This is a genomic window from Nonomuraea sp. NPDC005983 (genome assembly GCF_040614375.1).
Classification (GTDB): Bacteria; Actinomycetota; Actinomycetes; order Streptosporangiales; family Streptosporangiaceae; genus Nonomuraea.
The window spans coordinates 1-26,315 of the sequence record NZ_JBEXUP010000050.1 but is presented as its reverse complement, the minus strand read 5'-3'; the positions used below and the strand labels follow the sequence as shown (position 1 = coordinate 26,315).

Sequence of the window (26,315 nt, the reverse complement as noted above, 5' to 3'; positions counted from 1 at the left end):
GAGACACATGATGGAGGTGGGCCCGATGCCGTTGAGCGTCGAAGATCGTGAAGCGTTCCTGGCCGACTCGCACATCGCGGCGATGGCGGTCGACGCGGGGCCGGGGCGGGCGCCGCTGAACGTCCCCGTCTGGTACGACTACAGCCCCGGCGGCGACGTGCGGTTCCTGACCGGCGCCGACTCCCGCAAGGCCGTGCTGGTCGCCAAGGCGGGGCGATTCTCGCTGCTCGCGCAGCGCAGCAGCCCGACCTACCGCTACGTGTCGGTGGAGGGGCCGGTGGTGCGGGCGGATCCGACGACGGCGGAGGAGCTGACGCGGATCGCGGCCCGCTATCTCGCGCCGGAGGATGTGCGGGGATATGTGGAGAGTTCCGACCTGAGCGCGTTGGTGACGTTCCGGATGCGGCCGGAACGGTGGCTGTCAGCCGACCTGGGCGCGCTGTGAAGACGGTAGTTTGTCGCCCGTGACTGCTATCGATCCCACTGTGACCGGCGCTCACGGCGTCGGGCTCGCGACCGTCGCCGCCGACGGCACCGTCCTCGACACCTGGTTCCCCGCTCCTGAGCTGGGCGAGCCGCCCGTCACCGGCACCGAGCGGCTCGCCGCCGACGCGGCGGGCGAGCTGGCGGCGCTGGTCGGGCCCGATCCTGCACGGGGGGTGGAGGTGGTGGCGGTGCGCACGGGCATCGCCAAGCTCTCCGAGCCGCCCGCCGACGCGCACGACGTCTATCTGCGGCTGCACCTGCTGTCGTCGCGGCTGGTGCGTCCGCACGGGTTGAGCCTCGACGGCCTGTTCGGGCTGCTGGCGAACGTCGTGTGGACCAACTTCGGCCCGTGCCCCGTCGAGGGCTTCGAGCAGACGCGGCTCAGGCTGCGCGCGCGGGGCGCGGTGACGGTGTACGGGGTGGACAAGTTCCCGCGGATGGTCGACTACGTGCTGCCGTCGGGTGTCCGCATCGCCGACGCGGACCGGGTGCGGCTCGGCGCTCACCTGGCGAGCGGCACCACGGTGATGCACGAGGGCTTCGTGAACTTCAACGCGGGCACGCTGGGCGCGTCCATGGTGGAGGGCCGCATCTCGGCCGGCGTGCTGGTCGGCGACGGCTCGGACGTCGGCGGCGGCGCGTCGATCATGGGGACGCTGTCGGGCGGCGGCAAGGAGGTCATCTCGATCGGCGAGCGCTGCCTGCTGGGGGCGAACGCCGGGGTGGGCATCTCGCTGGGCGACGACTGCGTGGTGGAAGCCGGCCTGTACGTCACGGCGGGAACCAAGGTGAGCCTGCCTGACGGCCGGGTGGTCAAGGCGAGGGAGCTGTCGGGCTCGAGCGGCCTGCTGCTCCGCCGCAACTCTCAGAGCGGCGCCGTGGAGGCCGCGCCGCGCACCGGCACCGGCATCACGCTCAACGCGGCTCTCCACTCGAACTGACACGGCGCGTGCCGCGCGACCCCGCGCGGCACGCGCTCTCGTCAGTGCGCGTGGGAGACGGCGGAGCCGATCGTGTGGACGCGCAGGGCGTTGGTGGAGCCGGGGGTGCCGGGGGGCGACCCGGCGACGATGACCACCTTGTCGCCCTTCTCCAGGCGGCCGAGCGACAGCAGCGACGCCTCGACCTGCCTGACCATGTCATCCGTGTGATGCACGAACGGGACGTGGAACGTCTCCACCCCCCAGGTCAGCGACAGCTGCCCGCGCACGTGCGGCGCGGACGTGAACGCCAGCAGCGGGATCGGCGAGCGATAGCGCGCCAGCCGGCGGGCCGTCTCTCCTGACATGGTGAACGCGATCAGGGCCTTGGCGCCGACGATGGCGCCCACCTCGGCGGCGGCCCTGGCGATCGCGCCGCCCGTGGTCTCGGGCATGCGCTCGAGAGTGTGGGTGGCGTGCAGGGAGGACCTCTCGGCGGCGCAGGCGATGCGGTCCATGGTGGAGACCGCCTCGATCGGGTAGCTGCCGACGGACGTCTCGCCGGAGAGCATGACGGCGTCGGCGCCGTCCATGACGGCGTAGGCGACGTCGGAGGTCTCGGCGCGGGTGGGACGGGGCGCGTTCATCATCGAGTCGAGCATCTGGGTGGCGACGATGACGGGCCTGGCCTTCTCGCGGCAGAGCTCGATGAGGCGCTTCTGGACGATCGGGACCTCTTCGAGGGGCAGCTCGACGCCGAGGTCGCCGCGGGCCACCATGATGCCGTCGAACGCCTCGACGATCTCGGGCAGGCGGTCGACGGCCTGCGGCTTCTCGATCTTGGCGAGCAGCGGGAGTCGGACGGCCTCCTGCTCCATGATGTTGCGCACCACGTCGGCGTCGGACGGACGGCGGACGAACGACAGTGCGATCATGTCGAAGCCGGTGCGCAGCGCCCAGCGCAGGTCGGCCTCGTCCTTGTCGGTGAGGGCGGGCGCGCTGACGTTGACGCCGGGCAGGTTGAGGCCCTTGTTGTCGGAGATCATGCCGCCGATGACGACGCGGGTGGTCACGCGCTCGCCGTCGACGCGGGTGGCCTCGAGCACGAGGCGGCCGTCGTCGACGAGGATCGTGTCGCCGGGGCGGACGTCGTTCGGCAGGCCCTTGTAGGTGGTGGAGACCTGCTCACGGTCGCCGGGCACGTCCTCGGTGGTGATGGTGAAGACGTCGCCGAAGCCGAGGCGTACCGGCCCCTCCTCGAACGTGCCGACGCGGATCTTGGGGCCCTGCAGGTCGGCCAGGACACCTACACCGCGGCCGAGGTCGGCCGCCACCCCCCTGACTCGCTCGTAGACCTCTCTGTGCATGTCATGGTTGCCATGGCTGAGGTTGAAGCGTGCGACGTCCATGCCTGCGGCGATGAGCTCGCGCAGGCGTTCGGTAGAGGACGTGGCGGGGCCGAGGGTGCAGACGATTTTCGCGCGACGGGTCACGAGTCCTACCTTAATTGGTACAGACCACCTGGCAGTCATGGACGACGGAGAAGGTACCCGACGTAGGAGAACAGGATGAGAACGGCGACCCCCAGTCGCACCAAGTTCGTGTACTGCTCCGGGTAGACGACTCCTTCGATGTAGTAGTCGATGAAGCCGCTCGGCGGCAGTTGCGGGAGCCCGGCGTTCCTGCGTCCCCAGTCCTCGACGTCGGTCAGCGGGCATTCGACGTGACTGGCGAGTGAGAACAGCGCCCAGGCGACGACCGCCAGGTGCACGTAGATCGTGCGCCGCCACCGCCAGGCCAGGAACCCGCCCACGACGAGGTAGGCGAGGAACGCGAAGTGCGCCACCATCGCGAGTTCCGCGACGAGGCGGTACATCATGGCCTGACAGTGGCCGCCTTCCAGGCGTCGACGAGCCCGTGGCCGTAGAAGCCGTTCTTGGACGTGGCGCCTTCGCAGGTGTGGGTCACCTTGTCACCGTAGTCGCTGTAGACGTACGCCTTGGGCGACGGGCAGGGCTTGGGAGCGGCGGTCTGGTAGAGGAGTTTCTCCACGGCGGCAGGGTCCATGGTGAGGCCGCCCTTGCCGGGCTTGCCGAAGCGGCTGATGAGGATGGCGGCGACGCCGGTGGCGTGCGGGGCGGCCATCGAGGTGCCTTCGAGGTACTGGTAGTAGGAGCAGGTGCCGCCGGTGCAGTCGCGGATGACCTGCGACGTCTTGGGCTTGCCGGACTTGTCGAGCTTGCCGGTGGCGCGGAGCACCCTTTCCGGCGCGGCGGCCAGGATCAGCCTGGTGGCGGAGACGCCCTTGCCGTCGAGCCCGTCGCCGCCGGGCGCGGCCAGGTCGGTCTGCTCGACCCCGTAGTCGCTGTAGACGGCCTTGCGGCCGGTCGGCCCGACCGACGACACCGAGATCACGCCCTTGGACTCGGCGGGCACGTTGATGCAGGAGTTGTCGACCTTGCGCTCTTTCTCCCCGCCGCGCGGGTAACCGGGGCTGCTCTTGTCGACCTTGGGCTTGCCGAGGTCGGTGGAGCCGTTGCCGAGGGCGGAGATGATCGTGACGCCCTTGCTGCGCGCGTAGTCGATGGCCCGCTGCATGCCGGTGATGATGGCGCGCTGCTCCAGCTGCTCCTTCTTGCTGTCGGCCTTGTTGTCCACGCAGTTGAACAGCCACGGGTCGACGTAGTAGCTCATGTTGACGACGTCCACGCCGATGTCGGCGGCGTAGGTGAGGGCGTCGATGCTGGGCTTGAGGAAGAAGAACCCGGAGTCCTGGCCGGCCCTGATGTTGACGAGCTGCACGCCGGGGGCGACGCCGGCGATGCCGATCCCGTTGATCGGCGAGCCGATCGTGCTGGCGACGTGCGTGCCGTGGCCGTCGTCGTCCACGTCCACGGGGTCCTTGCAGGAGCTGACCTCGCAGGGGCCGTCGAGCGTGTCGCCGTTGGCGTCCTTGGGCTTGTCGGTGACGAAGTTGCGGCTCAGCTCGCGGTTGAAGTTGGGGGCGATGTCGGGGTGCTTGCCGTCGACGCCGGTGTCGATGATGCCGACGAGCACCTTCTTGGTGCCGGGCGCCTTCTGGTGGGCGCGGTCGGCTCCGATCATCCGCATGTCCCACTGGCGGCCGGCGAGCGGCTCGCCGCTCGTGCGGGACGACAGCGAGGAGGCGTCAGGGAAGGCGGCGGGGGTGGCCGGGAGGGAGGCGGCGTAGCCGATCTCGCGGTCGGCGGAGACGCCGACGATGGCGCGGTCGCCGCCGAGCGCCTCGACGAACGCGTTGCCTCCGCCCTTGGCCAGCAGGTAGCCGAGTTTGTCCTGGGTGCTGACGGTGGTGCCACCGGCGTGCTCGACGGCGGCGACGGCCTGGCTCCGCTGGCCGTCGGCGTAGAAGACGAGGTACTCGTTGTTACCGGCTCTGGAGGCGGCCGGGGACGCGCACGCAGTGAGCGCGGCAGCCGTGACGAGCGTCAGCAAACCGGAAGCTAGCCGCCGCATTGTTCCCCTTCCACTCACCGACGCAGAATCTGCATCTTCCCGACAGCGCTCGCGCAATGCAAGTTCATGGCAAAGCTTCGGTCAATAAGCCTTTCCCCGCCTGGGAGGCCCGGCCATGAGGCCGGGCCTCCACGATGTCAGACCAGCGAGCGGGCAGTCGGGAGGATGGGGTAGGGCAGGGACGTGTCGCCCGTCAGGTAACGGTCGACGCCGGACGCGGCGGCGCGGCCCTCGGCGATGGCCCAGACGATGAGCGACTGGCCGCGACCTATGTCTCCGGCCACGAACACGCCGTCCACCTTGGACATGTACGACTTGTCGCGCGTGACGTTGCCTCGGGCGTCGTAGAAGCCCTCGCCGCCGTCCTCCGCCAGGTCCTGCAGCAGCGCGCCCTTCTCCGGGCCGACGAAGCCCATCGAGAGCGTCACCAGCTCGGCCGGGATCTCCCGCTCGGTGCCGGGGATGGGCTTGAAGCCGTTCTGCGGCCCACCGACCTCCACCAGCCGCAAAGCGCGGACATTTCCGGACTCGTCCCCGACGAACTCCGTCGTGGAGACCGCGTACACCCGCTCTCCGCCGCCGTCCTCCAGCTCCTCGTGCGCGCTCTCCATCTTGAACAGGATGGGGAACGTCGGCCACGGCTGGCTGCCGGGACGGGACGCGGGCGGCCGCGGCATGATCTCCAGCTGCGTGACCGACAGCGCGCCCTGCCTGATCGCGGTGCCGATGCAGTCGGCGCCGGTGTCGCCGCCGCCGATCACCACGACGTGCTTGCCCTCGGCGGAGATGGGCGAGACCGCCAGGTCGCCCTCCTGCACCTTGTTCGCCAGCGGCAGGTACTCCATCGCCTGGTGGACGCCGCCCAGCTCGCGTCCGGGCACTGGCAGGTCACGCCACTGGGTGGCGCCGCCCGCCAGCACCACGGCGTCGAACTGCTCGCGCAGCTCGCGGGCGGTGACGTCCACGCCGACGTTCACGCCGGTGCGGAACTCGGTGCCCTCGGCCCGCATCTGCGCCAGCCGGCGGTCGATGTGCCGCTTCTCCATCTTGAACTCGGGGATGCCGTAGCGCAGCAGCCCGCCGATGCGGTCGGCGCGCTCGAACACCACCACGTCGTGCCCGGCCCTGGTGAGCTGCTGGGCCGCCGCCAGCCCGGACGGCCCGGAGCCGACGACCGCTACCCGCTTGCCCGTCTTGACGGCGGGTGGCTGCGGGGCGACCCAGCCCTCGGCGAACGCGCGGTCGATGATCTCGACCTCGACCCGCTTGATCGCCACCGGGTCGGAGTTGATGCCGAGCACGCACGCCGCCTCACACGGAGCCGGGCAGAGCCTGCCGGTGAACTCCGGGAAGTTGTTCGTGGCGTGCAGCCGCTCGATCGCCTCCTGCCAGTCGGTGCGGAAGACGAGGTCGTTCCACTCGGGGATGAGGTTCCCGAGCGGGCAGCCGTTGTGGCAGAACGGGATACCGCAGTCCATGCAGCGGGCGGCCTGCTTGGTCAGCTTCTCCTGCGGGAAGTCCTGGTAGACCTCCTGCCAGTCGCCGATGCGGACGTCCACGGGGCGGCGTGCGGGCAGCTCCCGGTCGTGTGTGAGAAAACCCTTGGGGTCAGCCATCGGTTACGCCTCCTTATCCCTGGACCGCGGCGGCCATGACCGCCTCGTCGATGTCCCGGCCTTCGATGCGGGCGGCCTCGGCGGCCGCGAGGACCCGCTTGTAGTCGCCCGGCATGATCTTGCTGAAGCGGGTGAGCGCGTCGTCCCAGTCGGCCAGCAGCTGCTTGGCGACCGGGGAGGCGGTCTCGGCGAAGTGCTTCTCGACCGTCTCCTTGAGGAACTCGGCGTCCTGCTCGGTGATCGCCTCGATGGCGACCATCTCGCGGTTGACCCGGGCCGGCCTCGCGTCGAGCAGGTAGGCGACGCCGCCCGACATGCCCGCCGCGAAGTTGCGCCCGGTCGGCCCGAGGACGACGGCCTTGCCGCCGGTCATGTACTCGCAGCCGTGGTCGCCGACACCCTCGACGACCGCGGTCGCACCGGAGTTGCGGACGCAGAACCGCTCGCCGACGACGCCGCGGATGAACACCTCTCCGGACGTGGCGCCGTAGAGGGCGACATTTCCGGAAATGATGTGTCCGTCCAACGGGGCCTCCTCGTGCGGGCGGACCGTGATGCGCCCGCCCGACAGGCCCTTGCCCAGGTAGTCGTTGGCGTCGCCGGTCAGCCGCAGCGTGATGCCGCGCGGGACGAACGCGCCGAACGAGTTGCCCGCCGAGCCGGTGAAGCCGATGTCGATCGTGTTCTCCGGCAGGCCGGCTCCGCCGTACCGCTTGGTGACCTGGTAGCCGAGCATGGTGCCGACCGTGCGGTTCACGTTGCGGATGGGCAGCTCGAGCACCACCGGGGTGCCCTCGTCGAGCGCGCCTTCGGCGAGCTGGATGAGGGTGTTGTCGAGCGCGTGCTCGAGCCCGTGGTCCTGCTCGACGGTGCGCCGCAGCGGCGTGCCCGCCGGGAGCTCCGGCTGGTGCAGGATCGGCGACAGGTCGAGCCCGCCGGCCTTCCAGTGGTCCTCGGCGGCCGTCATGTCGAGCAGCTCGACGTGCCCGATCGCCTCGTCGAGCGAGCGGAAGCCCAGCTCGGCCAGGTACTCGCGGATCTCCTCGGCGATGAACTCGAAGAAGTTGACCACGAACTCGGGCTTGCCGGTGAAGCGCTTGCGCAGCTCGGGGTTCTGCGTGGCCACGCCCACCGGGCAGGTGTCGAGGTGGCAGACCCGCATCATCACGCAGCCGGACACGACCAGCGGCGCGGTCGCGAAGCCGTACTCCTCGGCGCCGAGCAGCGCGGCGATGACGACGTCGCGCCCGGTCTTGAGCTGGCCGTCCACCTGCACCACGATGCGGTCGCGCAGCCCGTTGAGCAGCAGCGTCTGCTGCGTCTCCGCCAGGCCGAGCTCCCACGGCGCGCCCGCGTGCTTCAGCGAGGTCAGCGGGGACGCGCCGGTGCCGCCGTCGTGCCCGGAGATGAGCACCACGTCCGCGTGCGCCTTGGAAACGCCCGCCGCCACGGTGCCGACCCCGACCTCGGCCACGAGCTTCACGTGCACGCGAGCCTCGGGGTTGGAGTTCTTCAGGTCATGGATGAGCTGGGCCAGGTCCTCGATCGAGTAGATGTCGTGGTGCGGCGGCGGCGAGATGAGGCCGACGCCGGGCGTCGAGTGCCTGGTCTTGGCGATCCACGGGTAGACCTTGTGGCCGGGCAGCTGGCCGCCCTCGCCGGGCTTGGCGCCCTGGGCCATCTTGATCTGCAGGTCCGCGGCGTTGACGAGGTATTCGGAGGTCACCCCGAAACGTCCTGAGGCGACCTGCTTGATGGCCGACCTGCGGGTGGCGTCGTAGAGGCGCTCGGGGTCCTCGCCGCCCTCGCCGGTGTTGGACTTGCCGCCGAGCCGGTTCATCGCGATGGCGATCGTCTCGTGCGCCTCCATCGAGATGGAGCCGTACGACATCGCGCCGGTCGAGAACCGCTTGACGATCTCGGAGACCGGCTCGACCTCCTCGATCGGGACGGGCGTCCGCTCGGAGCGGAGCTTGAACAGCCCGCGCAGCGTCATGAGCCTCTCGGCCTGGGAGTCCACCAGCGAGGTGTACTCCTTGAAGATCTCGTAACGGCGGCTGCGGGTGGCGTGCTGCAGCTTGAAGACGGTCTCGGGGTTGAACAGGTGCGGCTCGCCCTCGCGCCGCCACTGGTACTCGCCGCCGACCTGGAGCCGCCGGTGCGCGTTCGACGCCCTCGGGTAGGCGTGGCGGTGCCGCTCGGCGGCCTCGCGGGCCAGGACGTCGAAGCCGACGCCGCCGAGCCGTGACGTGGTGCCGGTGAAACAGGAGTCGATGACCTCCTGACTCAGCCCGAGCGCCTCGAAGATCTGCGCGCCGGTGTAGGAGGCGACGGTGGACACGCCCATCTTGGACATGACCTTGATGACGCCCTTGCCGTACGCCTTGATCAGGTTCCGTACGGCCTTGCGCTTGTCGATCTGCAGGGCGCCGGTGTCGACCAGGTCCTCGACGGTCTCGATGGCCAGGTACGGGTTGACCGCGCCCGCGCCGTAGCCGACGAGCAGCGCCATGTGGTGGCACTCGCGCGCCTCGCCGGTCTCGATGACCAGGCCGATCTTGGTGCGGGTCTTCTCCTGGATCAGGTGGTGGTGCACCGCGCCGGTCAGCAGCAGAGCCGGGATCGGCGCGAGCGCCTCGGAGGAGCCGCGGTCGGACAGCACGATGATCCGCGCGCCGTTCGCGATCGCCTCGGACACCTCGGCGCGGATCTCCTCCAGGCGGTGCAGCAGCGCCTCGCCGCCGCCCGACACCTGGTAGAGGCCGCTGACGACGTGCGGGTCGAAGCCGGGCAGGTCGCCCTCGTCGTTGATGTGGATGATCTTCGCGAGCTCGTCGTTGTCGATCACCGGGTACGGCAGGACGAGCTGGCGGCACGAGGCCGGACCGGGGTCGAGCAGGTTGCCCTCCGGCCCGAGCACGCTGGCCAGCGAGGTGACCAGCTCCTCGCGGATGGCGTCCAGCGGCGGGTTGGTGACCTGCGCGAACAGCTGCGTGAAGTAGTCGAACAGCAGCCTGGGCTTCTCGCTCAGCACCGCGACGGGGGTGTCGGTGCCCATCGAGCCGATCGGCTCGGCGCCGGTCCTGGCCATCGGCGACAGGATGACGCGCAGCTCCTCATCGGTGTAGCCGAAGGTCTGCTGGCGCCTGACGAGCGCCTCGTGCGTCGGGATCTCCCGCTGACGGGCGGGCAGCTCCTCGAAGCGCACCAGCCCGGCGTGCAGCCAGTCCTCGTAGGGCAGCGCGGCGGCCAGCTCGGCCTTGATCTCGTCGTCCTCGATGATCTTGCCGCGGGCGGTGTCGATGAGGAACATCCGGCCCGGCTGGAGGCGGCCCTTGCGGACCACGTCCTCGGGCCTGAAGTCGAGCACGCCGGCCTCGGAGGCCAGCACGACCAGGCCGTCGGCGGTCACCCAGAACCGGCCGGGGCGCAGGCCGTTGCGGTCGAGGACGGCGCCGGCCAGGGTGCCGTCGGTGAAGGTGATCGACGCGGGGCCGTCCCACGCCTCCATCATCGAGGAGTGGAACTCGTAGAAGGCCCGGCGGGCCGGGTCCATCTCGGTGTGGTTCTCCCACGCCTCCGGGATCATCATCAGCACGGCGTGCGGCAGCGACCTGCCGCCGATGTGGAGCAGCTCCAGCGCCTCGTCGAAGCTGGCGGTGTCGCTCCCATCCGGGTCACAGATGGGGAAAAGTCGTGAAATTTCGCCCGGGATGTGGGCAGACTTCAGCATCGCCTCGCGAGCCCGCATCCAGTTGCGGTTGCCCTTGACCGTGTTGATCTCGCCGTTGTGCGCGATGTACCGGTACGGGTGGGCCAGCGGCCAGCTCGGGAAGGTGTTGGTGGAGAACCGCGAGTGCACCAGCGCGATGGCGCTCTCGTACCGCTCGTCGCTCAGGTCGGGGAAGAACGGCTCGACCTGGCCGGGGGTGAGCATCCCCTTGTAGACGACCGTGCGCGAGCTGAGCGAGGGGAAGTAGACGTCCACCTCGTGCTCGGCCCGCTTGCGCAGGCAGAACGCCAGCCGGTCAAGCTCCAGGCCGCTCTCGCCGCCCGGGGAGGCCACGAAGAGCTGCGTGAAATGCGGCATGACGGCCCGGGCGCTCGGCCCCGGCAGCGCCGGGTCGACCGGCACCTCGCGCCAGCCCAGCACGTCCAGGCCCTCTTCGGCCGCGATCTCCTCGATCATGCGGACGGCGATCTGGCGAGCCTCGCCGTCGATCGGCAGGAAGGCCATCCCCACGGCGTAGGAGCCGGCCGCGGGCAGCGCGAAGTCGAGGTTCGCGCGGAAGAACTCATCGGGGATCTGCGTCAGGATCCCGGCGCCGTCGCCGGTGTCCGGCTCGCTACCCTTGGCCCCCCGGTGATCGAGATTGCACAGCGCCGTCAGCGCCTTCACGACGATCCCGTGCCCGCGGCGACCGGCGACGTCGGCAACCATCGCGACGCCGCACGCGTCGTGCTCGTTGGCGGGGTGGTAGAGGCCCTGGGGCTCGGGGAACCCGAGGTGGGCAGCAGGCATTGAATCCCTCCCGTCGTCATCGTCTGTCAAAGAACTGCTCTACAGGCGGGGACGACGTTGGCCCTGCTGCGTGTGGGTAGAGGTTACCGCACCCTGCCGGAATGGTGCCCGCCACGTCCAGATTGCGAACATTGACAGCATCCCGACATTCGGACTCCATTGTCCCAAACGCCGGGACCTGGGTCCGAAATTCCCCCCGGCTCTCGCCGCCTCAGAGGCCCGGACGTGGCCGATAGGGTTGCCCCATGGAACGTGACGGGGTGGAGCGGCTGCTGGGCGAGGCCGGGGTCGACAGCCGGCGGCTCAGGCACGCCCTGATGCTCCTGTGCGACGGCCAGTGGTGGAGCCTGGCCGACCTGGTGCGGGAGACGGCGACGTCCAGGCGCGCCATCGAGGGGCTCCTGCGCGAGGTGGAGCTGGAGAGGTCGGGAGAGCGCTTCCGGGTCCCGCTGATGCACTCGGGCGACTACCAGGCGATGCTCGCCCTGACCCCGCCGCCCGCCGACCCGGTCGCGCACCTGCTGCCGCACTACGAGCACGTCCTGGAACGGCTCCAGGAGCTGATCGCCAAGGCCCCTCGGGCGCGACACGTGCTCGACCACGTGTCGGCCACGCCCGAGACCGTGCTGCGCAGGGCGCTCCTGCTCGGCACGCGGTTCTGGCTGCCGGGCGCGCGGGTGCTCTGCGTCGGCGACCACGACCTCACCTCGCTGGCGCTACGGCTGGTGCACCCGGAGGCCGAGGTCACGGTGGCCGACATCGACGAGCGCATCCTGGCCTACCTCGACGACCAGGGGCTGGGCGTGCACACCCGGTGGGCCGATCTGCGGCTGGGCCTGCCCGCGTCGGCCCGGGGCCACGACCTGGCCATCACCGACCCGCCGTACACGCCCGAGGGCATCGGCCTGTTCGTGGCGCGCGCGGTCGAGGGCCTCAAGGACGACGGCCGGGTGCTCCTCGCGTACGGCGCCAGCGAGCGGACGCCGGCGCTGGCGCTGAAGGTCCAGAACGAGCTGTCCGCGCTCAACCTCGCCTATGAGGCCATTTATCCGGACTTCAACAGGTATTTCGGCGCGGAAGCCATCGGCTCGGCGGCCGACCTCTACATCCTGCGCCCCACCAGCAAGACCCGCCCCGCCGTCGCCGCCCGCCTCGACCGGCTCGCCACCGCCATCTACACCCAGGGGCCCCAGGCGATCGAGTCCGTCCCCAAGCAGGCCGGCGGCCCGCCCCACGCCGCGGCGGCCGACGCCGACCTGCTGGTCGGCGACTGGCCCAAGGACCTCCCCCAGCCGCGCGTCAAGCTCACCACCTGGCTGGCCAAGCCGTACGCCGCCTCGGTGCGGCGGGTGGCCGTCGCCCTGCCCGCCGGGCTGGAGGCGGCGCTCCCCCGCGTGCTGCTCGCCACCCGCGCCGAGCACGTCCGCGTCCTGCCGGCGGAGCCGGCCTCCTTGCCCGTGCCGGTCCGCGACGTGCTCGCCGACGTCTACGACCTGACCGCCGACGCTCACACCCTCGAGGCGGCCAGGCTCCCGCAGCCCGACGGCGACGCCGCCCAGGTGCTGCGCCGCATCCTCGACCACGGGCACGCCAAGCTGGCCAACACCTGGCGCGAGGCGCTCATCGCGGTGGCCAGGGCGCAAGGCGCGACGCTCACGAAGAACGACGCCCGCGCCCTCATCCGGCAGAGCGCCCCGTGGTCGGAAGGCGTCACCCCGCTGGAGGAGCCGCTGCACCGGCTGGCCGCCCTGCCCGCCGCGGTCGCCGAAACGGTCGCCCGCCTGTCCACGACCACCTGACGTCCCCGGCCACAACGCCCTCCGAGCTCCACGACCGCCCGGTGCGATGCGGTGGTCAGGTCGCGGCGATGACGCGGCCCTGCACGACGCGCCCCAGGCCGTCGAGGGCGATCAGCGTCGGCACCAGGTCAGGGGCGGCGCCGGACCGGGTCGCGCCGGCCCAGCTCACCGTGACGTAGTGGCCCATGGCCCTGGCCTCGGCCCGGCTGCGCGAGGCGTCGAACGTGACGGCCTGCCCGACGAACCCGTCCTTGCCCAGCGCCGCCACCAGCGCGTCGGCGGCGCGCCCGTCGGAGAGGTTGAAGATGACGAACTGGCCCGCCACCCCGTCGCCCGTGTACGTGGCCCGCAGCGCCTGGGTGCAGCCGGGGGCGTCGACGCCCGCGAGGGCCTCGCCGCAGTCGGTGAACTGCTCGCTCTGGCCGCGCTTGAGCGCGCCGAGCCGCTCGGTGGCGGGCGTGAACACCTCCGCCGGCGTGAGCGGTGCGGCGTCGCGCTGCCGGGAGTCGATCAGCGTGTACAGCGCGGAGGTGGGCTCGGCCCTGAAGGTGGCGGGACGCGGGGTGTCGCCACGGGTCAGCAGCCAGACGCCGGCGCCCAGCAGCACCGCGGCGACCGCCGCCAGCGGGATCGCCACACGAACCGGCATCAGGACGCCGGCCCCGTGATCGCGACGACCCTGCGGTAGACGGCCTTCTCCGCGCCCCGCAGCGCGAGGGTGAGGGAGACGAAGTCGTCCTTCGGGTTGGGCTCGCGGCCGTCGGCCCTGCCGATCCAGACCAGGCCGACGTAGTGGCCGAGCGCGTAGCCGCCGGCCTCGGTGTAGCCGCCCTGCGGGAAGGAGACCTTGGCGCCGTCGAGCAGTTTCGCCCAGCCGCCCCGGTAGAGCGTCTTCAGCGAGTCGATCAGCTGGGTCGCCGCCTCGCCGTCGCGGAGGTTGAGCAGGGTGTACTGGCCCAGGTAGCGGCCGTCGGAGCTGACGTACAGGCCGCGCGCCGCCTGGCTGCAGCCGGCGTCGCCGAGCTGGTCGAGCAGTTCCTGGCCCCACATGGCCGCCGCGCAGTCGTTGTCGACGCGGCTGCCGGCGAGCTTGAGGGTCAGCTTCTTCTCCCCGGTGAGGGTGCGCTGGCCGAACACCTCTTCCTTGGTGAGCGGCTTGGCGTCCTTGGCCCGCGTGTTGACCGGCGCGAACAGCTTGGGCGAGGGCCAGGCGTGGAACTCGACCGGCAGGTCGGAGTCGAGGGCCAGCACGGCGGCGCTGGCCTGCCGCTCGGGGGCGTACTCGCCGAGTGACGCCACGACCACGACCAGCCCCGCGGCCATGGCCAGCACGCCGGCCACCGAGGCGATGATCACCAGGAGTTTCTGCCGCTGTGGCTGAATGCCCAGGTGGGTGAGGACGGGGAACTGCCAGTCGGAGCGCGGCGTGCGGCGTCGCTTGCGGGGGGCGGGTCTGTTCACAGTCCAGAGGCTCCGATCAGGGAGCCGAGCCCGAAGGTGAGCCCGGCGGCGAGCACGCCGACGACCAACTGGCGCAGCCCGGAGTACCACCACGTGCGCGCGGTCACCGTCGAGACCAGCGCGCCCGCGCCGAACAGCGCCAGGCACGACAGCACCGCAGACAGCCACAGGCTCGTGACGCCGAGAAGGTACGGCAGCAGCGGCAGCACGGCGCCCGCGCTGAACGACAGGAACGACGAGATCGCCGCCACCCGGGGCGAGGGCAGGTCGCCGGGATCGACGCCCAGCTCGTTCTGCGCGTGGATCTCCAGGGCCTGGTCGGGGTTCCTGGAGATCTGCTCGGCCACCCGGTCGGCCAGCTCAGGCTCGACGCCCCTGCCGACGAACACCCCGGCGAGCTCGGCCTGCTCGGCCTCCGGGTGGCGCTCCAGCTCGCGCTTCTCGACGGCGATCTCGGCTAGCGCCATTTCGCGCTGGCTGGCGACCGACACGTACTCGCCGCCGGCCATGGAGAAGGCGCCTGCGGCCAGCCCGGCGATGCCGACCAGCGAGATGATCTTGGCGTTCGGGGTGCCGCCGGCGACGCCCGCGATGAGCGCGAAGTTCGACACCAGGCCGTCCATCGCGCCGAACACCGACGGCCGCAGCCAGCCGCCGTTGACGTCGCGGTGCTGGTGGTGGATCTCCGCGCGGCCGGTCATCGCGCGTTCTTCTCCTCCGGGACGCCTTCCGCGGCCTTGACCGCCGCCCCGTCGGCCTCGACGTCGGCCCTGTCATCAGCTCCGTCGTCGGCCCTGTCGTCAGCGCTGTCATCAGCGCTGTCGTCGGCCTTGTCATCACGGACGGCGGCGTCGTCGCCGGGCTCTGCAGGCCGGTCGGCGGGCGGGGCGACCTCGTGTGCGGGGTCGTCGGAGCCGCCCTGCCCGGCGTCCTGCTCGGCCTGCTCGGCCTCGCCCGCGGGGACGACGAACTCGGGGGTGTCCTTGTTCCTGGTCGCGAAGAAGTAGATCAGCGCCCCGGCGAACACCACGATGGACGTCCACTGATTCAGCCGCAGGCTGAGGAAGGTGACCGCGTGGTCGACGCCGCCGACGGGGTCGATGCGCAGGCCCTCGATCCAGAACCGGCCCAGCGTGTAGCCGGCGACGTAGAGGGCGAACAGCCGCCCGTGCCGCAGCGTGGACCGGCTGCCCACGAGGAGCAGCGCGCAGCCGAGCGCGATGTCCCAGATGGACTCGTACAGGAACGTCGGGTGGTAGAGCACGCCGGGCTCGCCGCCGTGGAGTTGGTCGATCTCCAGCCCCCACGGCAGCGTGGTCGGGCCGCCGTACAGCTCCTGGTTGAACCAGTTGCCCCAGCGGCCGATGGCCTGCGCGAACGCGATGCCGGGCGCGACGGTGTCGGCGACGGCGCTGAGGGACAGGCCGCGCCTGCGGCAGGCCCACCAGACGCCCACGCCGCCGAGCGCGATCGCGCCCCAGATGCCCAGCCCGCCCTCCCAGATGAACAGGGCCTGGTAGGGCTTCTTGATCGCACGGTCGCCGAAGTACGTCTGCCAGTCGGTGATGACGTGGTAGAGGCGACCGCCGATCAGGCCGAAGATCACGGCGGGCACCGCGATGTCGATGATCGTGCCCTTCTGACCACCGCGCGCGCGCCAGCGGCGCTCGCTCAGCCAGACGGCGAAGACGACGCCGAGCACGATGCACAGGGCGTAGGCCCGGATCGGGATGAATCCGAGGTACCAGACCCCTTCTGCAGGGCTGGGAATCGAGGCTAGGGGCATGTCAGGTGAGGGTAGCGGACGTGCGGCTACTTGGGCGCCTTGGTGACCGCATCACGCAGCTCCTGCGGGGCGAAGATAACCGTGTTCTCCAGTTCCGTCCCGTTCAGCTTGACCGTCGGGGTGCCCTTGAGCTTCTGCTCGGTGTTGACCTTGACGCTGTAGTCGGCCTGCGCCTGGGCGTGCTTCTGGCTGGTGACGCAGGTGTCGAAGTCGGGGGCCGTCACTCCGGCCTCCTTGCCCCAGGTGACGAGCTGGTCGGTCTTGAACCCCTCGACGGTCTCGGGGGGCTGGTTCTTGAACAGGGCGTCGTGATAGGCCACCCACTGCTTGCCGTCGGCCACGCAGCGTGCCGCCGCGCCCGCGCGGATGGAGTTGGACTTGGCCGGATCCTGCCCGAAGATCGTGATCGGGTGGTAGACGACCTTGGCCCGGCCCTCGGCCGCCAGGTTCCTGAAGGTGGGGCCGCTGACCTCCTCCATCTGCTTGCAGGCGGGGCACTGGAAGTCCTCGAAGATGTCGACCACGGGCTTGGTGACGCCCGGCTTGGCCATCACGACCGAGCCGTCGGCCTGCACGGTGGTCGGCGCCAGCCCGTTGGCGGCCTCCTCCGACTGTGAGCGGCTCGCCGCGTACAGCCAGCCGGCCCCGACCGCGGCGATCGCGACCACACCGACGGAGAAGTACGTGACCACCCTCTTGCGCTGCTCGCGGGAGCGTTCCAGCGCCTGCTGCTCCTTGATCTTCTCCCGCGCCGACTTCGCGCGGCCGGCCTTGCCCATCAGTCGTTCTCCTCTTTCTCACGGTTGCGCTCGCCACCGGCCAGCCCCAGGGCCTGGTCGAGCGCGAAGCGCCCGGGCGGGAAGCGTGCGGTCCAGGCGCCGAGCAGCACGAGGCCGAAGTCGCGCAGGATGTCGAGCAGGTACGTCGGCTCCTGGCCGGCCCCCAGTTGGCCGCCGCCGCCGAAACAGCCGCAGTCGATCCGCAGGCCGTTCGCCCAAGCCCAGGCTATGCCAAAGACGAAGGCGAACATGAGCAGCGCGGCGACTACCGCGGCCACCCTGGTCAGCAGGCCGATGACCAGCAGCACTCCGACGACGATCTCCAGGATCGGCAGGCCGTAGCCCACCATGGTGGCGATCGAGTCGGGCAGCAACTGGTACGCCTTGACCGCCAGCACGGACTCGGACGGGTTGCCGATCTTCAGCCCCCCCGCCGATATCAGCACCACGCCCAGCACGAGCCGGGCGACGGTCGTCACCCAGGGTACCGTCGATCTGGCGCGCAGTGACGCTTCTGACGCGACCACAGGCCACACTCCTCTTTCTCTGCGCCGGGATGGGCACAGTACCTGGAGCCCATCTGATCACGGAGAGGATAAGCCTTTGCTAAGGCAGGTTCGCACCGCGCGGCGCGGCGGGGAAGCCGCGATACTGCTGTGCGCGGAACTCGCTGGGCGGCAGTCCCGCGCGCCGGGTGAACAGGCGGGCGAAGTAGGCGGGGTCGGCGTAGCCGACGCGGCGGGCCACCGCGGCCACCGGCAGGTCCGTCGTGGCCAGCAGGTCCTTGGCGCGGGTGAGCCTGATCGACAGCAGGTAGTCCTTGGGGCTGCACCCGGCCAGCCGCCGCACGGCCCGGCGCAGGTCGGCCAGCGGCATCCCGAGCCGGCTCGCGTGCTCGGCGACCGACACGGGCAGGCAGGCGTCCCTGGCCAGCCCTGCCAGCACCGGGTCGCCGTGCGGGTCCTCATCGGCGCGGCTGCGCCTGAGCGCGACCAGCACCTCGTGCACGACGGCGGAGGTCTCCACCTCCAGGTAGGGGCTGCCTCTGCGGCACGCGCGGGCGATGCGGCCGATGGCGCGGACGGCGGGTTCCGCGGTGGTGAGCGGGGTGACGGGGGTGTCGGCGTCCACGAAGCCGAGGTCCTGGTAGGCGGTGGCTGCGGGTCCGGTGAAGTCGACGAACCACTCGCTCCAGCCGGGGGCGTGCGGCGCGTAGTGGTGCTGGACTCCGGGAAACAGCCAGATGGCGGCGGGCGCGGCCACCTCGACGGGCGGGCGTCCGGCGTGTGAGAACCAGCCGCTGCCCTCGGTGACCACGACGGCGACGTGGTGGTTCAGCGTGCGCGGGCCGACGGTGGGGAGCCTGCCCTCCTGGTGGCCGACGCCGAGGCAGGCCAGGCCGAGCCTGTGGTGGACGGGTCCGGGCGTGAGGTAGTGCATCCACTGCCTGAGTGGCGGCGCCATCAGGCCCTCCCAAGTCCAACAGATCCCCGGGTTTGTCCATGGCCTGCGCATGGCCTGCTCGGCGAGGCTGCAGGGTGGAGACTCAACGTAAGGAAAGACATATGCGAAATTTCACGATCGATGGTGAATCATTTAGATTGGACGGCGCGGAGTTCCGAGTGCTGTCCGGAGCGCTCCACTATTTCAGGGTCCATCCGGATCTGTGGCGGCACAGGCTGTCGATGCTCAGGGCGATGGGCCTGAACACCGTCGAGACGTACGTGCCGTGGAACCTGCACGAGCCGCGCCCCGGCGAGTTCCGCCGCCTGGACGAACTGGCCCGTTTCCTCGACGCCGCCGCGGCCGAGGGGCTGCTGGCGATCGTCAGGCCCGGGCCGTACATCTGTGCCGAGTGGGACAACGGCGGGCTGCCGTCCTGGCTCACCGGCAGGGTGCGCACGAGCGACCCCGCCTACCTGGGCCAGGTGGACCGCTTCTTCGACCGGCTGATCCCGCTGGTGGCGGAGCGGCAGGTGACACGCGGCGGCAACGTGATCATGGTGCAGGTGGAGAACGAGTACGGCTCCTACGGCTCCGACCGGGCCTACCTGCGCCACCTGGCCGACGGGCTGGTGGCCAGGGGCGTCGAGGTGCCGCTGTTCACCTCCGACGGCCCGGCCGACTGGCTCCTGACCGGCGGCACCGTCCCGGGTGTGCTGGCCACGGTGAACTTCGGCTCGGACCCGGAGCAGGCGTTCGCCACGCTGCGCGCGCACCGTCCCGGCGAGCCGCTGTTCTGCATGGAGTTCTGGTGCGGCTGGTTCGACCACTGGGGGCACAAGCACGTCACCCGCGCAGCCGAGGACGCGGCGGACGCCCTGGAGCGGACGCTGGCCGCCGGCGCGTCGGTCAACGTGTACATGGCGCACGGCGGCACCAACTTCGGCGGCTGGGCCGGCGCGAACGAGACGGGCGAGCTCTCCACCGGCGAGTGGCGGCCCACGGTGACCTCCTACGACTACGACGCGCCGATCGACGAGCGGGGAGCGCCGACGGAGAAGTTCTGGCGGTTCAGGGAGATCCTCTCCCGGTACGCGGGCGAGCTGCCCGACGTCCCGCCGACGCCGCCCGCGCTGCCGCCCGCGACGCTGCTCCCCACCGGATCGGCGCGGCTGGCCGACGCCCTGGACGCGGTCGCCCGGCCGGAGGTGACGGCCGCGACCCCGCCCTCGTTCGAGGACCTCGGCCTGCACCACGGCCTCGTGCTCTACCGGGTGGAGGTGCCGGGCCCGCGCGGGCCGCATCCGCTGACCGTGCGCGGCCTGCGCGACCGCGCGCACGTCCTGGTGGACGGCGAGCAGGTGGCGGTCCTGGAGCGCGGGGAGTCGGCGTGCGTCCTGGAAGTGGCCGGGCCTGCCACGGTCGAACTGCTGGTCGAGTCGATGGGCAGGACCAACTACGGGCCGCCGGTCGGTGAGCGCAAGGGCATCCTCGACGGGGTGCTGCACCGCCAGCAGTACCTGCACGGGGTCAGCGCGCGGGCGATCCCCCTGGACGAGCTGCCCGAGGTGCCGTTCCACGAGGAGGTGACCGGCGAGGGGCGGGCGTTCTTCCGCTTCTCGCTGGAGGTCTCCGAGCCCGCCGACGCGTTCCTGGCGCTGCCCGGCTGGGGCAAGGGGTACGTCTGGGTGAACGGGTTCTGCCTGGGGCGCTATTGGGAGCGCGGGCCGCAGCGGACTCTGTACGTCCCCGCGCCGCTGCTGCGGGCGGGCGGGAACGAGATCGTGGTGCTGGAACTGGACGGGCCGGGCCCGGCGCTGGAGATCCGCACCGAGCCCGACCTGGGCTGACCGCAGGAGCAGGTCAGCCGCAGTGGAAGCGGGCGGCGCCCCAGTCGGCGTGGTCGTTGCCGTTGCCGTCGCCGCCGTCGTCGACGACCAGGTCCACGTAGCGGGCGCCGGTGAGGTCGGCGCTCAGCTCGTAGGCCGGGTCGGCCGCGCGCAGCACCGGCGTGCGGGCCCTGACCGCGCCGTCGGCTTCCACGGTGTACCGCACGGAGCCGCGCGTGGCCTGCACGTCGTCCACGCCGACGGACGCCGTGAAGGCCGCGCACCGGCCGCCGAGGACGCCGAGGCTGGCCTCCAGGGTGACGCCGGCGAGGTCGGGGAAGGTCAGCCGGTAGCGCGCGGTCACGCCGTCGTTGCCGGTCAGCGCCACGGTGGCCGGGTAGGGCGTGCCGTTCAGCACGACGGCGGGAACGCCGGTGCTGCCGCCCATCGTGGCCCCGCCGGCCCGGTCGGTGTAGCGCAGGACCCTGGGGAAGGCCGGGTCCAGCTCGACGGACAGCTCTCTGGACGTGATCGTGATCGGCTGCGCCACCGTCGCCGGCCTGGGGGCCAGGTTCTGCTGCGTGGGCGCCGGCAGCGCCTCCGTGGGGGACGGCTCAGGCGACGCCAGCTCGTAGGCCGGCGAGGGGACGGGGGGCGGCGTGGGCTCCGCCCTGGCGGGCGTGACGACCGCGAACGCAGGGGCCAGCCCGGGGGCCAGTGCGGTGGCTGAGGCGACGGCTAAGGCGAGGGTGATGGGACGTCGACGCATACGGGTCCTTTCGCGGAAATGCGTCACACTTCCTGGGACCCCGATACCATCGCCCGCCACCACGACCTGCGCCATAGACAAAAGGCGCAAAATACATGCACTTACCCGCTAATACGTGGCACTTCTGACAGAACGGGTAAAACCCCACCCCCATGCTCGCCCGGCGTCCCCCGGAGATCCAGGCCCATCACCTCGGCGCGGGCAGCCCGGACGTCAGGCGCGGGAGCGGACCCCCTCGGCCATCGAGCGCGCCAGTTCGGAGATCGAGGCGCGGCCTGCGGCCTCGTCGGGGGCGTCAAGGATGCGGCGGATGAACGCCGACCCCACGATGACCCCGTCGGCGTAGGCCGCCACCTCCGCCGCCTGGGCGCCCGTGCCGACGCCGAGACCGACGCAGACCGGCAGGTCGGTGTGCGCGCGGGTGCGCTCGACCAGGCCCTCGGCCGCCACGTTGACGGTCTCCCTGGCCCCTGTGACGCCCATCAGGGACGCCGCGTAGACGAACCCGGTGCAACAGTCGACCACGGCCTGAATGCGCTCCTCCGTGGAACTGGGGGCCACCAGGAAGACGGTGTCGATGCCGGCCTCGGCGGAGGCCGCGCGCCAGGGCTGCGACTCCTCCGGGGTCAGGTCGGGCGTGATCGTGCCGGCGCCGCCCGCGCTGGCGAGGTCGCGCGCGAAACGCTCGGCGCCGTACCGGTCGATCGGGTTCCAGTACGTCATGACGAGCGTGGCCGCGCCCGTGGCGGCCACGCCTTCGACGGTGCGCAGGACGTCGGCGATGCGGGTGCCGTTGAGCAGCGACCGGTGCACGGCGTCCTGGATGGTCGGCCCGTCCATCAGCGGGTCGGAGTACGGCAGGCCGATCTCGATGACGTCGCAGCCCGCCTCAACCAGGGCGGCGGCCGCGGCGATCGCGCCGTCCTTGGAGGGGAAGCCCGCGGGCAGGTAGCCGACGAGCGCGGCCCGGTTGTCGGCCTTCGCCTTGGCGAACACCGTCTGAAGAGTAGTCATGATGGTCCGTTCTCAGTGATCGAGGCCGCGTCGGTGGGCTGCGCCGTCAGAGGTTGAAGTACTTCATGGCGGTGCCCATGTCCTTGTCGCCGCGCCCGGAGAGGTTCACCAGGATCGTCGCCCCGGAGCCGAGCTCGCGGCCCAGCTCCAGCGCCCCGGCCAGGGCGTGCGACGACTCGATCGCCGGGATGATGCCCTCGGTGCGCGCCAGCAGCGAGAAGGCGCTCATCGCCTGGTCGTCGGTGACGCCGTGGTAGGTGGCGCGGCCGCTGTCCTTCAGCCAGGCGTGCTCGGGCCCGACGCCCGGGTAGTCGAGGCCGGCCGAGATGGAGTGCGACTCGACGGTCTGGCCCTCGTCGTCCTGCAGCACGTAGGTGCGCGAGCCGTGCAGGACGCCGACGGAGCCCGCGGTGAGCGTGAGCGCGTGCTCGCCGCTCGCCAGGCCGTGGCCGGCCGCCTCGTAGCCGTGCAGCTGGACGCCCTGGTCGTCGAGGAAGGCGTGGAAGATCCCGATGGCGTTGCTGCCGCCGCCGACCGCCGCGCAGATCGCGTCGGGCAGCTCTCCGGTCAGCTCCAGCATCTGGCGGCGGGCCTCGACGCCGATGATGCGCGCGAAGTCGCGGACGATCTCGGGGAACGGGTGCGGCCCCGCCACGGTGCCGAACAGGTAGTGCGTGCTGTCGACGTTGGTGACCCAGTCGCGGAACGCCTCGTTGATGGCGTCCTTCAGGGTCTGGGAGCCGTTGGTGACGGGCACCACCGTGGCGCCGAGCAGCTTCATCCGGGCCACGTTCAGCGCCTGGCGCTCGGTGTCGACGGCGCCCATGTAGATGACGCACTCGAGGCCGAGCAGCGCCGCGGCGGTGGCGGTGGCCACGCCGTGCTGGCCCGCGCCGGTCTCGGCGATGACCCGCTTCTTGCCGAGCCGCTTGGTCAGCAGCGCCTGCCCCAGCACGTTGTTGATCTTGTGGGCGCCGGTGTGGGTGAGGTCCTCGCGCTTGAGCACGATCCGCGCGCCGCCCGCGTGCTCGCTGAAGCGCGGCACGTCGGTCAGCGTGGTCGGCCTGCCCGCGTACGTGCGAAGCAGGTGGTCGAACTCGCGGACGAACTCGGCGTCGTTCTTGGCCTTCTCGTAGACGGCGGCGACCTCGTCGAGCGCCGGGATGAGCGCCTCGGGGACGTATCGGCCGCCGAAGATGCCGAACTTGCCGTGCACGTCGGGGTCGTCGCCGTGGGCGCCGTTGCCCGCCAGGTCGGCGGCGGTGATGATGGAGCCTTCGTGTGCCACTTGCTATCCCTCTGCTCCGTGGTCGGGGCGCGTCGCGGGATGGGCGCCGGCGGTCACCAGCGCCTCAACTGCCCTGCGCGGATCCTTGCCGGTGACCAGGCTCTCCCCGACCAGGACGGCGTCGGCGCCGGCCCTGGCGTAGGCGAGCAGGTCGTGCGGGCCGCGCACGCCCGACTCGGCGATCTTGATGACATTATCCGGGATCTTCGGCGCCAGCTTGGTGAAGACGTCGCGGTCGACCTCGAGTGTCTTCAGATTCCTGGCGTTGACCCCGATCACCCGGGCACCCGCCGCGACCGCCCGCTCGAGCTCCTCCTCGGTGTGGACCTCGACCAGCGGGGTGAGCCCGATCGACTCGGCCCGTTCGATCAGCGAGACGAGCGCCTCCTGCTCCAGGCAGACGACCATCAGCAGCACCAAGTCGGCGCCGTGCGCGCGAGCCTCCCACAGCTGGTAGGAGGTGAGGACGAAGTCCTTGCGCAGGATCGGGATGTCGACGCGGGCGCGCACGGCGGCCAGGTCGTCGAGGCTGCCGCCGAACTTGCGCTGCTCGGTCAGCACGCTGATCACGTGCGCGCCGCCGGCCTCGTAGTCGGCGGCCAGCGACGCCGGGTCGGCGATGGCGGCGAGCGCACCCTTGGAGGGGCTGGAGCGCTTGACCTCCGCGATCACGGAGACCCTGTCGCCGCCGAGCGCGGCGAACGCGTCGCGGGGCCCGGAAGCCCGCTCGGCCCGCCGCTTGAGCTCGTCAAGCGATACGGCCTGCTGGCGTGCGGCGAGGTCGGCGCGCACCCCGTCGAGGATGTCGTCGAGGACACTCGGCCTTTCGGTCCGCTCACTCACGCGCTTGGGGTCCCTCCGGTCGGCAACTGGGGGCGGCAGGAAGTTCGCGTCGCGTACGCTCCCGGCCTTGTACTGCGATGCTATCGGCCCCACCGAGGTCACCTCACCACAGCCCCCGGCTACGGCGCGAGGAATGCCCCGAACGGTAGGTTACGGACCACCCAGTAGACGAGCACCACGCCGAGGAACGCCCACACCCATCCGGGATGCGCGAGTGTCGCCCTCCTGGGTCTGCCCTGCCAGGCGCGGACCAGCCAGCGGCCCCACCAGAACAGCAGGAACGGCAGCATGACCACCGCGAGCGGGTTCAGGCCGAGCGCGGCCACCGGGTCGAGATGGGCGAGCGCGTGGATCGTGCGCAGCGTGCCGCATCCGGGGCAGTACCAGCCGGTCACCCAGAGGAACGGGCAGGTCGGGTAGTGACCGGGCTGGTTGGGGTCGACCGCGCCGACGAACGCGAAGACGGCTCCGGCCGCCGCGGCGACGCCGAGCGGCGCGAGCACCGACCTGAGGCGGTCGGTGCCGCGCCGCTCGAGGTTCGCAAGGCTCACATCAGTATCCGTAGGTCGATTGAGCGGCCGACGCGAGAATCACGAACAGCAGGACGTACCCCACGACGATGATGACCTCGGCGATGATGCCGAAGATCAGCGCCCGCTTCCACCAGGTCTTGGCTTCCTCGGACGCCTGCATCGCGCCCTGATAGTCGCCGGCCTGCCACTTCGAGTTCACCTGCGACGACTTGACAATCGACACGATACCGAACGGAAGGCAGCAGAACAGCGTCGTGAGGATGGCGGCGACCAGGTGGTTGTCGGGCGGCGTCGAGGGGGCGCCGTAACCGCCGGGCTGGCCGTAGCCACCGCCGCCGGGAGGCTGCTGGCCGTAGCCACCGCCGCTCGGCGGCTGCTGACCGTAGCCACCACCGCTCGGCGGCTGCTGGCCATAGCTGTAGCCACCGCCGCTCGGCGGCTGCTGACCGTAGCCACCACCGCTGGGAGGCTGCTGACCGTAACCACCGCCACTCGGCGGCTGCTGGCCGTAACCACCGCCGCTCGGCGGCTGCTGACCGTAGCCACCACCAGGCGGCTGGGCGCCGTAACCGCCGTCGCCCTGGTTTCCGTAACTCATGCTGATGACTCCTCAGATGGTCATTCTCTGGCGAGTTGCGCGCGGCAGCCTAGCGATAAACCGCCATCCACGTGGCATAACGTCCAGGTTGCGGACAAGTTGTAACCGGACCGCGTCTCGCCGCATCCGCCCTGCCACTGCTGCCGACGGTCAGATGTCGCTGGTCGAGGCGGCAGTGCCGAGCCCGATGAGGGTCAGCCACATGCCGCCGAAGAAGATCCACATCAGCAGCCAGAGCACGATCGTGATATACGACGTGACCAGGCCGCCCACCGCCATGCCGTGGCCCTGCTCACCGGTCTTCTTGATGCGGTTGACCGCCACGTGGCCGAGGATGGCGCCGGGGATGCTGGTGAAACCGCACAGCACCAGGCCGAGGATGCCGAGGACGAGCGAGGCGACCGCCATACCGTTCGTGCTCCTGGGCGCCGCAGGGGCGCCGTAGCCCGGCTGCCCGTACCCGGCCTGGCCGTAGCCAGGCTGGCCGTACGCGCCCTCCCCGTAGGCCTGGTTGTAGCCGCTCGCCGGCTGCTGGCCGTACCCGTAAGCACCGTCGCTCGCCGGCTGCTGGCCATAGCCGTAGCCGCCACCACTGGGGGGCTGCTGGCCGTACCCGCCGCCGCTCGGGGGCTGCTGGCCGTAACCGCCGCCGTTGAGAGGCTGCTGACCGTAGCCGTAGCCGCCACCACTGGGGGGCTGCTGGCCATAGCCGCCGCCGCTCGGCGGTTGCTGGCCGTAACCGCCGCCGGGCGGCGGTTGCTGACCGTAACCGCCGCCGGGCGGTTGCGCGCCGTAGCCCCCGCTACCGCCCTGGTCCCCGTAGCTCATGCGTCTGGCTCCTCAGATGGTTCGTGACGAGTTGCACCGGCAGCTTATTGACTAAACGTTTGCCTGGAGACGAGAGGTTCACCGGCGCGGGCAATTCGTAATACGAGCGTCACCGAGTGCGAACCCGAAGGAGAGAGAGGCCCCCATGGTTCGTTCAGGCCCGCGAGCGCAGGCCTAGGCGGTGGGGTCGTCGCCGCGGTCGAGGGCGTCCCAGAGGGCGCGGTCGTCGCCGGGCCGGGCGCGCGCCTTGGGCGTGCCGCGCTCGTACCGGTCGGACATGCCCGCCCAGCGTCCGCCGCGGGTCAC

The 26,315-nt window shown here is 71.1% G+C and carries 24 protein-coding genes; 4 read left to right on the top strand and 20 right to left on the bottom strand.

The annotated features are described in order from the left end of the window. Nucleotides 1-25 precede the first annotated feature (25 nt). Together ABZ297_RS22240 and dapD are read left to right on the top strand one after the other, a co-directional pair. On the top strand, nucleotides 26-445 hold the full coding sequence (locus ABZ297_RS22240; protein ID WP_355349163.1) for a pyridoxamine 5'-phosphate oxidase family protein: 420 nt from the start codon (nucleotides 26-28) through the stop codon (nucleotides 443-445). 19 nt (nucleotides 446-464) lie between these two features. Further along, nucleotides 465-1,427 carry a 2,3,4,5-tetrahydropyridine-2,6-dicarboxylate N-succinyltransferase gene (gene dapD, locus ABZ297_RS22235; RefSeq protein WP_355349160.1) on the top strand — a complete coding sequence of 321 codons (963 nt, stop codon included), beginning with the start codon at nucleotides 465-467 and terminating at the stop codon, nucleotides 1,425-1,427. A gap of 41 nt (nucleotides 1,428-1,468) precedes the next feature. On the opposite strand, the gene pyk is transcribed toward dapD, so the two are convergent. The 5 genes from pyk to gltB form a co-directional block, all read right to left on the bottom strand. Next, complete coding sequence (gene pyk / locus ABZ297_RS22230) at nucleotides 1,469-2,899, bottom strand: pyruvate kinase (RefSeq protein WP_355349157.1); 1,431 nt, start codon at nucleotides 2,897-2,899, stop codon at nucleotides 1,469-1,471. Between the two features lie 35 nt (nucleotides 2,900-2,934). Then, on the bottom strand, nucleotides 2,935-3,285 hold the full coding sequence (locus ABZ297_RS22225) for a DUF2784 domain-containing protein (protein WP_355349154.1): 351 nt from the start codon (nucleotides 3,283-3,285) through the stop codon (nucleotides 2,935-2,937). Beyond that, the gene (locus tag ABZ297_RS22220) at nucleotides 3,282-4,901 is read right to left on the bottom strand and encodes a S8 family serine peptidase (protein WP_355349151.1); all 1,620 of its coding nucleotides are present in this window, start codon (nucleotides 4,899-4,901) and stop codon (nucleotides 3,282-3,284) included. The genes ABZ297_RS22225 and ABZ297_RS22220 overlap by 4 nt, the downstream gene beginning before the upstream one ends. Before the next feature lie 137 nt (nucleotides 4,902-5,038). Then, the gene (locus ABZ297_RS22215; RefSeq protein WP_355349148.1) at nucleotides 5,039-6,517 is read right to left on the bottom strand and encodes a glutamate synthase subunit beta; all 1,479 of its coding nucleotides are present in this window, start codon (nucleotides 6,515-6,517) and stop codon (nucleotides 5,039-5,041) included. 13 nt (nucleotides 6,518-6,530) lie between these two features. Next, a complete protein-coding gene (gene gltB / locus ABZ297_RS22210; RefSeq protein ID WP_355349145.1) occupies nucleotides 6,531-11,039 on the bottom strand; it encodes a glutamate synthase large subunit in 4,509 nt (1,502 codons plus the stop codon). Between the two features lie 245 nt (nucleotides 11,040-11,284). Here gltB and ABZ297_RS22205 point away from each other — a divergent pair, with 245 nt between their 5' ends. After that, the gene (locus ABZ297_RS22205; RefSeq protein WP_355349142.1) at nucleotides 11,285-12,838 is read left to right on the top strand and encodes a bis-aminopropyl spermidine synthase family protein; all 1,554 of its coding nucleotides are present in this window, start codon (nucleotides 11,285-11,287) and stop codon (nucleotides 12,836-12,838) included. Between the two features lie 55 nt (nucleotides 12,839-12,893). Here ABZ297_RS22205 and ABZ297_RS22200 read toward each other — a convergent pair whose 3' ends face one another. The 7 genes from ABZ297_RS22200 to ABZ297_RS22170 all read right to left on the bottom strand — a co-directional run bounded on the left by ABZ297_RS22200 (nucleotide 12,894) and on the right by ABZ297_RS22170 (nucleotide 18,328). Beyond that, nucleotides 12,894-13,487: a hypothetical protein gene (locus ABZ297_RS22200; RefSeq protein ID WP_355349139.1), complete on the bottom strand. Its 594-nt coding sequence runs from the start codon at nucleotides 13,485-13,487 to the stop codon at nucleotides 12,894-12,896. Next, complete coding sequence (locus ABZ297_RS22195) at nucleotides 13,487-14,299, bottom strand: hypothetical protein (RefSeq protein ID WP_355349136.1); 813 nt, start codon at nucleotides 14,297-14,299, stop codon at nucleotides 13,487-13,489. The genes ABZ297_RS22200 and ABZ297_RS22195 overlap by 1 nt, the downstream gene beginning before the upstream one ends. Continuing rightward, nucleotides 14,296-15,000, bottom strand: coding sequence for a VIT1/CCC1 transporter family protein (locus ABZ297_RS22190; protein ID WP_355349133.1), 705 nt, complete (start codon nucleotides 14,998-15,000; stop codon nucleotides 14,296-14,298). The genes ABZ297_RS22195 and ABZ297_RS22190 overlap by 4 nt, the downstream gene beginning before the upstream one ends. Next, the gene (lgt, locus tag ABZ297_RS22185; protein WP_355349130.1) at nucleotides 14,997-16,085 is read right to left on the bottom strand and encodes a prolipoprotein diacylglyceryl transferase; all 1,089 of its coding nucleotides are present in this window, start codon (nucleotides 16,083-16,085) and stop codon (nucleotides 14,997-14,999) included. The genes ABZ297_RS22190 and lgt overlap by 4 nt, the downstream gene beginning before the upstream one ends. Nucleotides 16,086-16,111: 26 nt before the next feature. Beyond that, nucleotides 16,112-16,864: a thioredoxin domain-containing protein gene (locus tag ABZ297_RS22180; protein WP_355349127.1), complete on the bottom strand. Its 753-nt coding sequence runs from the start codon at nucleotides 16,862-16,864 to the stop codon at nucleotides 16,112-16,114. After that, nucleotides 16,864-17,343 carry a MauE/DoxX family redox-associated membrane protein gene (locus ABZ297_RS22175; RefSeq protein ID WP_355349124.1) on the bottom strand — a complete coding sequence of 160 codons (480 nt, stop codon included), beginning with the start codon at nucleotides 17,341-17,343 and terminating at the stop codon, nucleotides 16,864-16,866. Before ABZ297_RS22175 ends, ABZ297_RS22180 begins: the two co-directional genes overlap by 1 nt. 127 nt (nucleotides 17,344-17,470) lie before the next feature. Beyond that, complete coding sequence (locus tag ABZ297_RS22170; RefSeq protein ID WP_355349121.1) at nucleotides 17,471-18,328, bottom strand: AraC family transcriptional regulator; 858 nt, start codon at nucleotides 18,326-18,328, stop codon at nucleotides 17,471-17,473. A 101-nt stretch (nucleotides 18,329-18,429) separates the two neighbouring features. Between ABZ297_RS22170 and ABZ297_RS22165 the strand changes: the two genes are divergently transcribed. Beyond that, on the top strand, nucleotides 18,430-20,157 hold the full coding sequence (locus ABZ297_RS22165) for a beta-galactosidase family protein (RefSeq protein ID WP_355349118.1): 1,728 nt from the start codon (nucleotides 18,430-18,432) through the stop codon (nucleotides 20,155-20,157). A gap of 13 nt (nucleotides 20,158-20,170) precedes the next feature. Here the strand turns inward: ABZ297_RS22165 and ABZ297_RS22160 are convergent, their stop codons facing one another. The 8 genes from ABZ297_RS22160 to ABZ297_RS22125 all read right to left on the bottom strand — a co-directional run bounded on the left by ABZ297_RS22160 (nucleotide 20,171) and on the right by ABZ297_RS22125 (nucleotide 26,315). Next, on the bottom strand, nucleotides 20,171-20,905 hold the full coding sequence (locus ABZ297_RS22160) for an NPCBM/NEW2 domain-containing protein (protein ID WP_355349115.1): 735 nt from the start codon (nucleotides 20,903-20,905) through the stop codon (nucleotides 20,171-20,173). Between the two features lie 213 nt (nucleotides 20,906-21,118). Beyond that, nucleotides 21,119-21,919, bottom strand: coding sequence for a tryptophan synthase subunit alpha (trpA, locus tag ABZ297_RS22155; RefSeq protein WP_355349112.1), 801 nt, complete (start codon nucleotides 21,917-21,919; stop codon nucleotides 21,119-21,121). Nucleotides 21,920-21,965: 46 nt separating this feature from the next. After that, the gene (gene trpB / locus ABZ297_RS22150) at nucleotides 21,966-23,171 is read right to left on the bottom strand and encodes a tryptophan synthase subunit beta (protein ID WP_355349237.1); all 1,206 of its coding nucleotides are present in this window, start codon (nucleotides 23,169-23,171) and stop codon (nucleotides 21,966-21,968) included. 39 nt (nucleotides 23,172-23,210) lie between these two features. Continuing rightward, nucleotides 23,211-24,050: an indole-3-glycerol phosphate synthase TrpC gene (trpC, locus tag ABZ297_RS22145; protein ID WP_355349109.1), complete on the bottom strand. Its 840-nt coding sequence runs from the start codon at nucleotides 24,048-24,050 to the stop codon at nucleotides 23,211-23,213. A gap of 119 nt (nucleotides 24,051-24,169) precedes the next feature. Then, complete coding sequence (locus ABZ297_RS22140; protein ID WP_355349106.1) at nucleotides 24,170-24,601, bottom strand: DUF2752 domain-containing protein; 432 nt, start codon at nucleotides 24,599-24,601, stop codon at nucleotides 24,170-24,172. A gap of 1 nt (nucleotide 24,602) precedes the next feature. Further along, the gene (locus tag ABZ297_RS22135) at nucleotides 24,603-25,181 is read right to left on the bottom strand and encodes a CD225/dispanin family protein (RefSeq protein ID WP_355349103.1); all 579 of its coding nucleotides are present in this window, start codon (nucleotides 25,179-25,181) and stop codon (nucleotides 24,603-24,605) included. Between the two features lie 150 nt (nucleotides 25,182-25,331). After that, nucleotides 25,332-26,009, bottom strand: coding sequence for a DUF4190 domain-containing protein (locus ABZ297_RS22130; RefSeq protein WP_355349100.1), 678 nt, complete (start codon nucleotides 26,007-26,009; stop codon nucleotides 25,332-25,334). A gap of 174 nt (nucleotides 26,010-26,183) precedes the next feature. Continuing rightward, a complete protein-coding gene (locus ABZ297_RS22125; RefSeq protein WP_355349234.1) occupies nucleotides 26,184-26,315 on the bottom strand; it encodes a Trp biosynthesis-associated membrane protein in 132 nt (43 codons plus the stop codon).

Excerpts from the sequence above, each read along its gene's own strand:
- ABZ297_RS22190 (WP_355349133.1), bottom strand. The coding sequence starts at position 15,000 with ATGACCGGCCGCGCGGAGATCCACCACCAGCACCGCGACGTCAACGGC.
- ABZ297_RS22240 (WP_355349163.1), top strand. The coding sequence starts at position 26 with ATGCCGTTGAGCGTCGAAGATCGTGAAGCGTTCCTGGCCGACTCGCAC.
- gltB (WP_355349145.1), bottom strand. The coding sequence starts at position 11,039 with ATGCCTGCTGCCCACCTCGGGTTCCCCGAGCCCCAGGGCCTCTACCAC.
- ABZ297_RS22205 (WP_355349142.1), top strand. The coding sequence starts at position 11,285 with ATGGAACGTGACGGGGTGGAGCGGCTGCTGGGCGAGGCCGGGGTCGAC.
- ABZ297_RS22180 (WP_355349127.1), bottom strand. The coding sequence starts at position 16,864 with ATGGGCAAGGCCGGCCGCGCGAAGTCGGCGCGGGAGAAGATCAAGGAG.
- ABZ297_RS22200 (WP_355349139.1), bottom strand. The coding sequence starts at position 13,487 with ATGCCGGTTCGTGTGGCGATCCCGCTGGCGGCGGTCGCCGCGGTGCTG.
- ABZ297_RS22220 (WP_355349151.1), bottom strand. The coding sequence starts at position 4,901 with ATGCGGCGGCTAGCTTCCGGTTTGCTGACGCTCGTCACGGCTGCCGCG.
- ABZ297_RS22135 (WP_355349103.1), bottom strand. The coding sequence starts at position 25,181 with ATGAGTTACGGAAACCAGGGCGACGGCGGTTACGGCGCCCAGCCGCCT.
- ABZ297_RS22215 (WP_355349148.1), bottom strand. The coding sequence starts at position 6,517 with ATGGCTGACCCCAAGGGTTTTCTCACACACGACCGGGAGCTGCCCGCA.
- ABZ297_RS22165 (WP_355349118.1), top strand. The coding sequence starts at position 18,430 with ATGCGAAATTTCACGATCGATGGTGAATCATTTAGATTGGACGGCGCG.
- ABZ297_RS22225 (WP_355349154.1), bottom strand. The coding sequence starts at position 3,285 with ATGATGTACCGCCTCGTCGCGGAACTCGCGATGGTGGCGCACTTCGCG.
- lgt (WP_355349130.1), bottom strand. The coding sequence starts at position 16,085 with ATGCCCCTAGCCTCGATTCCCAGCCCTGCAGAAGGGGTCTGGTACCTC.
- ABZ297_RS22170 (WP_355349121.1), bottom strand. The coding sequence starts at position 18,328 with ATGGCGCCGCCACTCAGGCAGTGGATGCACTACCTCACGCCCGGACCC.
- trpA (WP_355349112.1), bottom strand. The coding sequence starts at position 21,919 with ATGACTACTCTTCAGACGGTGTTCGCCAAGGCGAAGGCCGACAACCGG.
- ABZ297_RS22130 (WP_355349100.1), bottom strand. The coding sequence starts at position 26,009 with ATGAGCTACGGGGACCAGGGCGGTAGCGGGGGCTACGGCGCGCAACCG.
- ABZ297_RS22160 (WP_355349115.1), bottom strand. The coding sequence starts at position 20,905 with ATGCGTCGACGTCCCATCACCCTCGCCTTAGCCGTCGCCTCAGCCACC.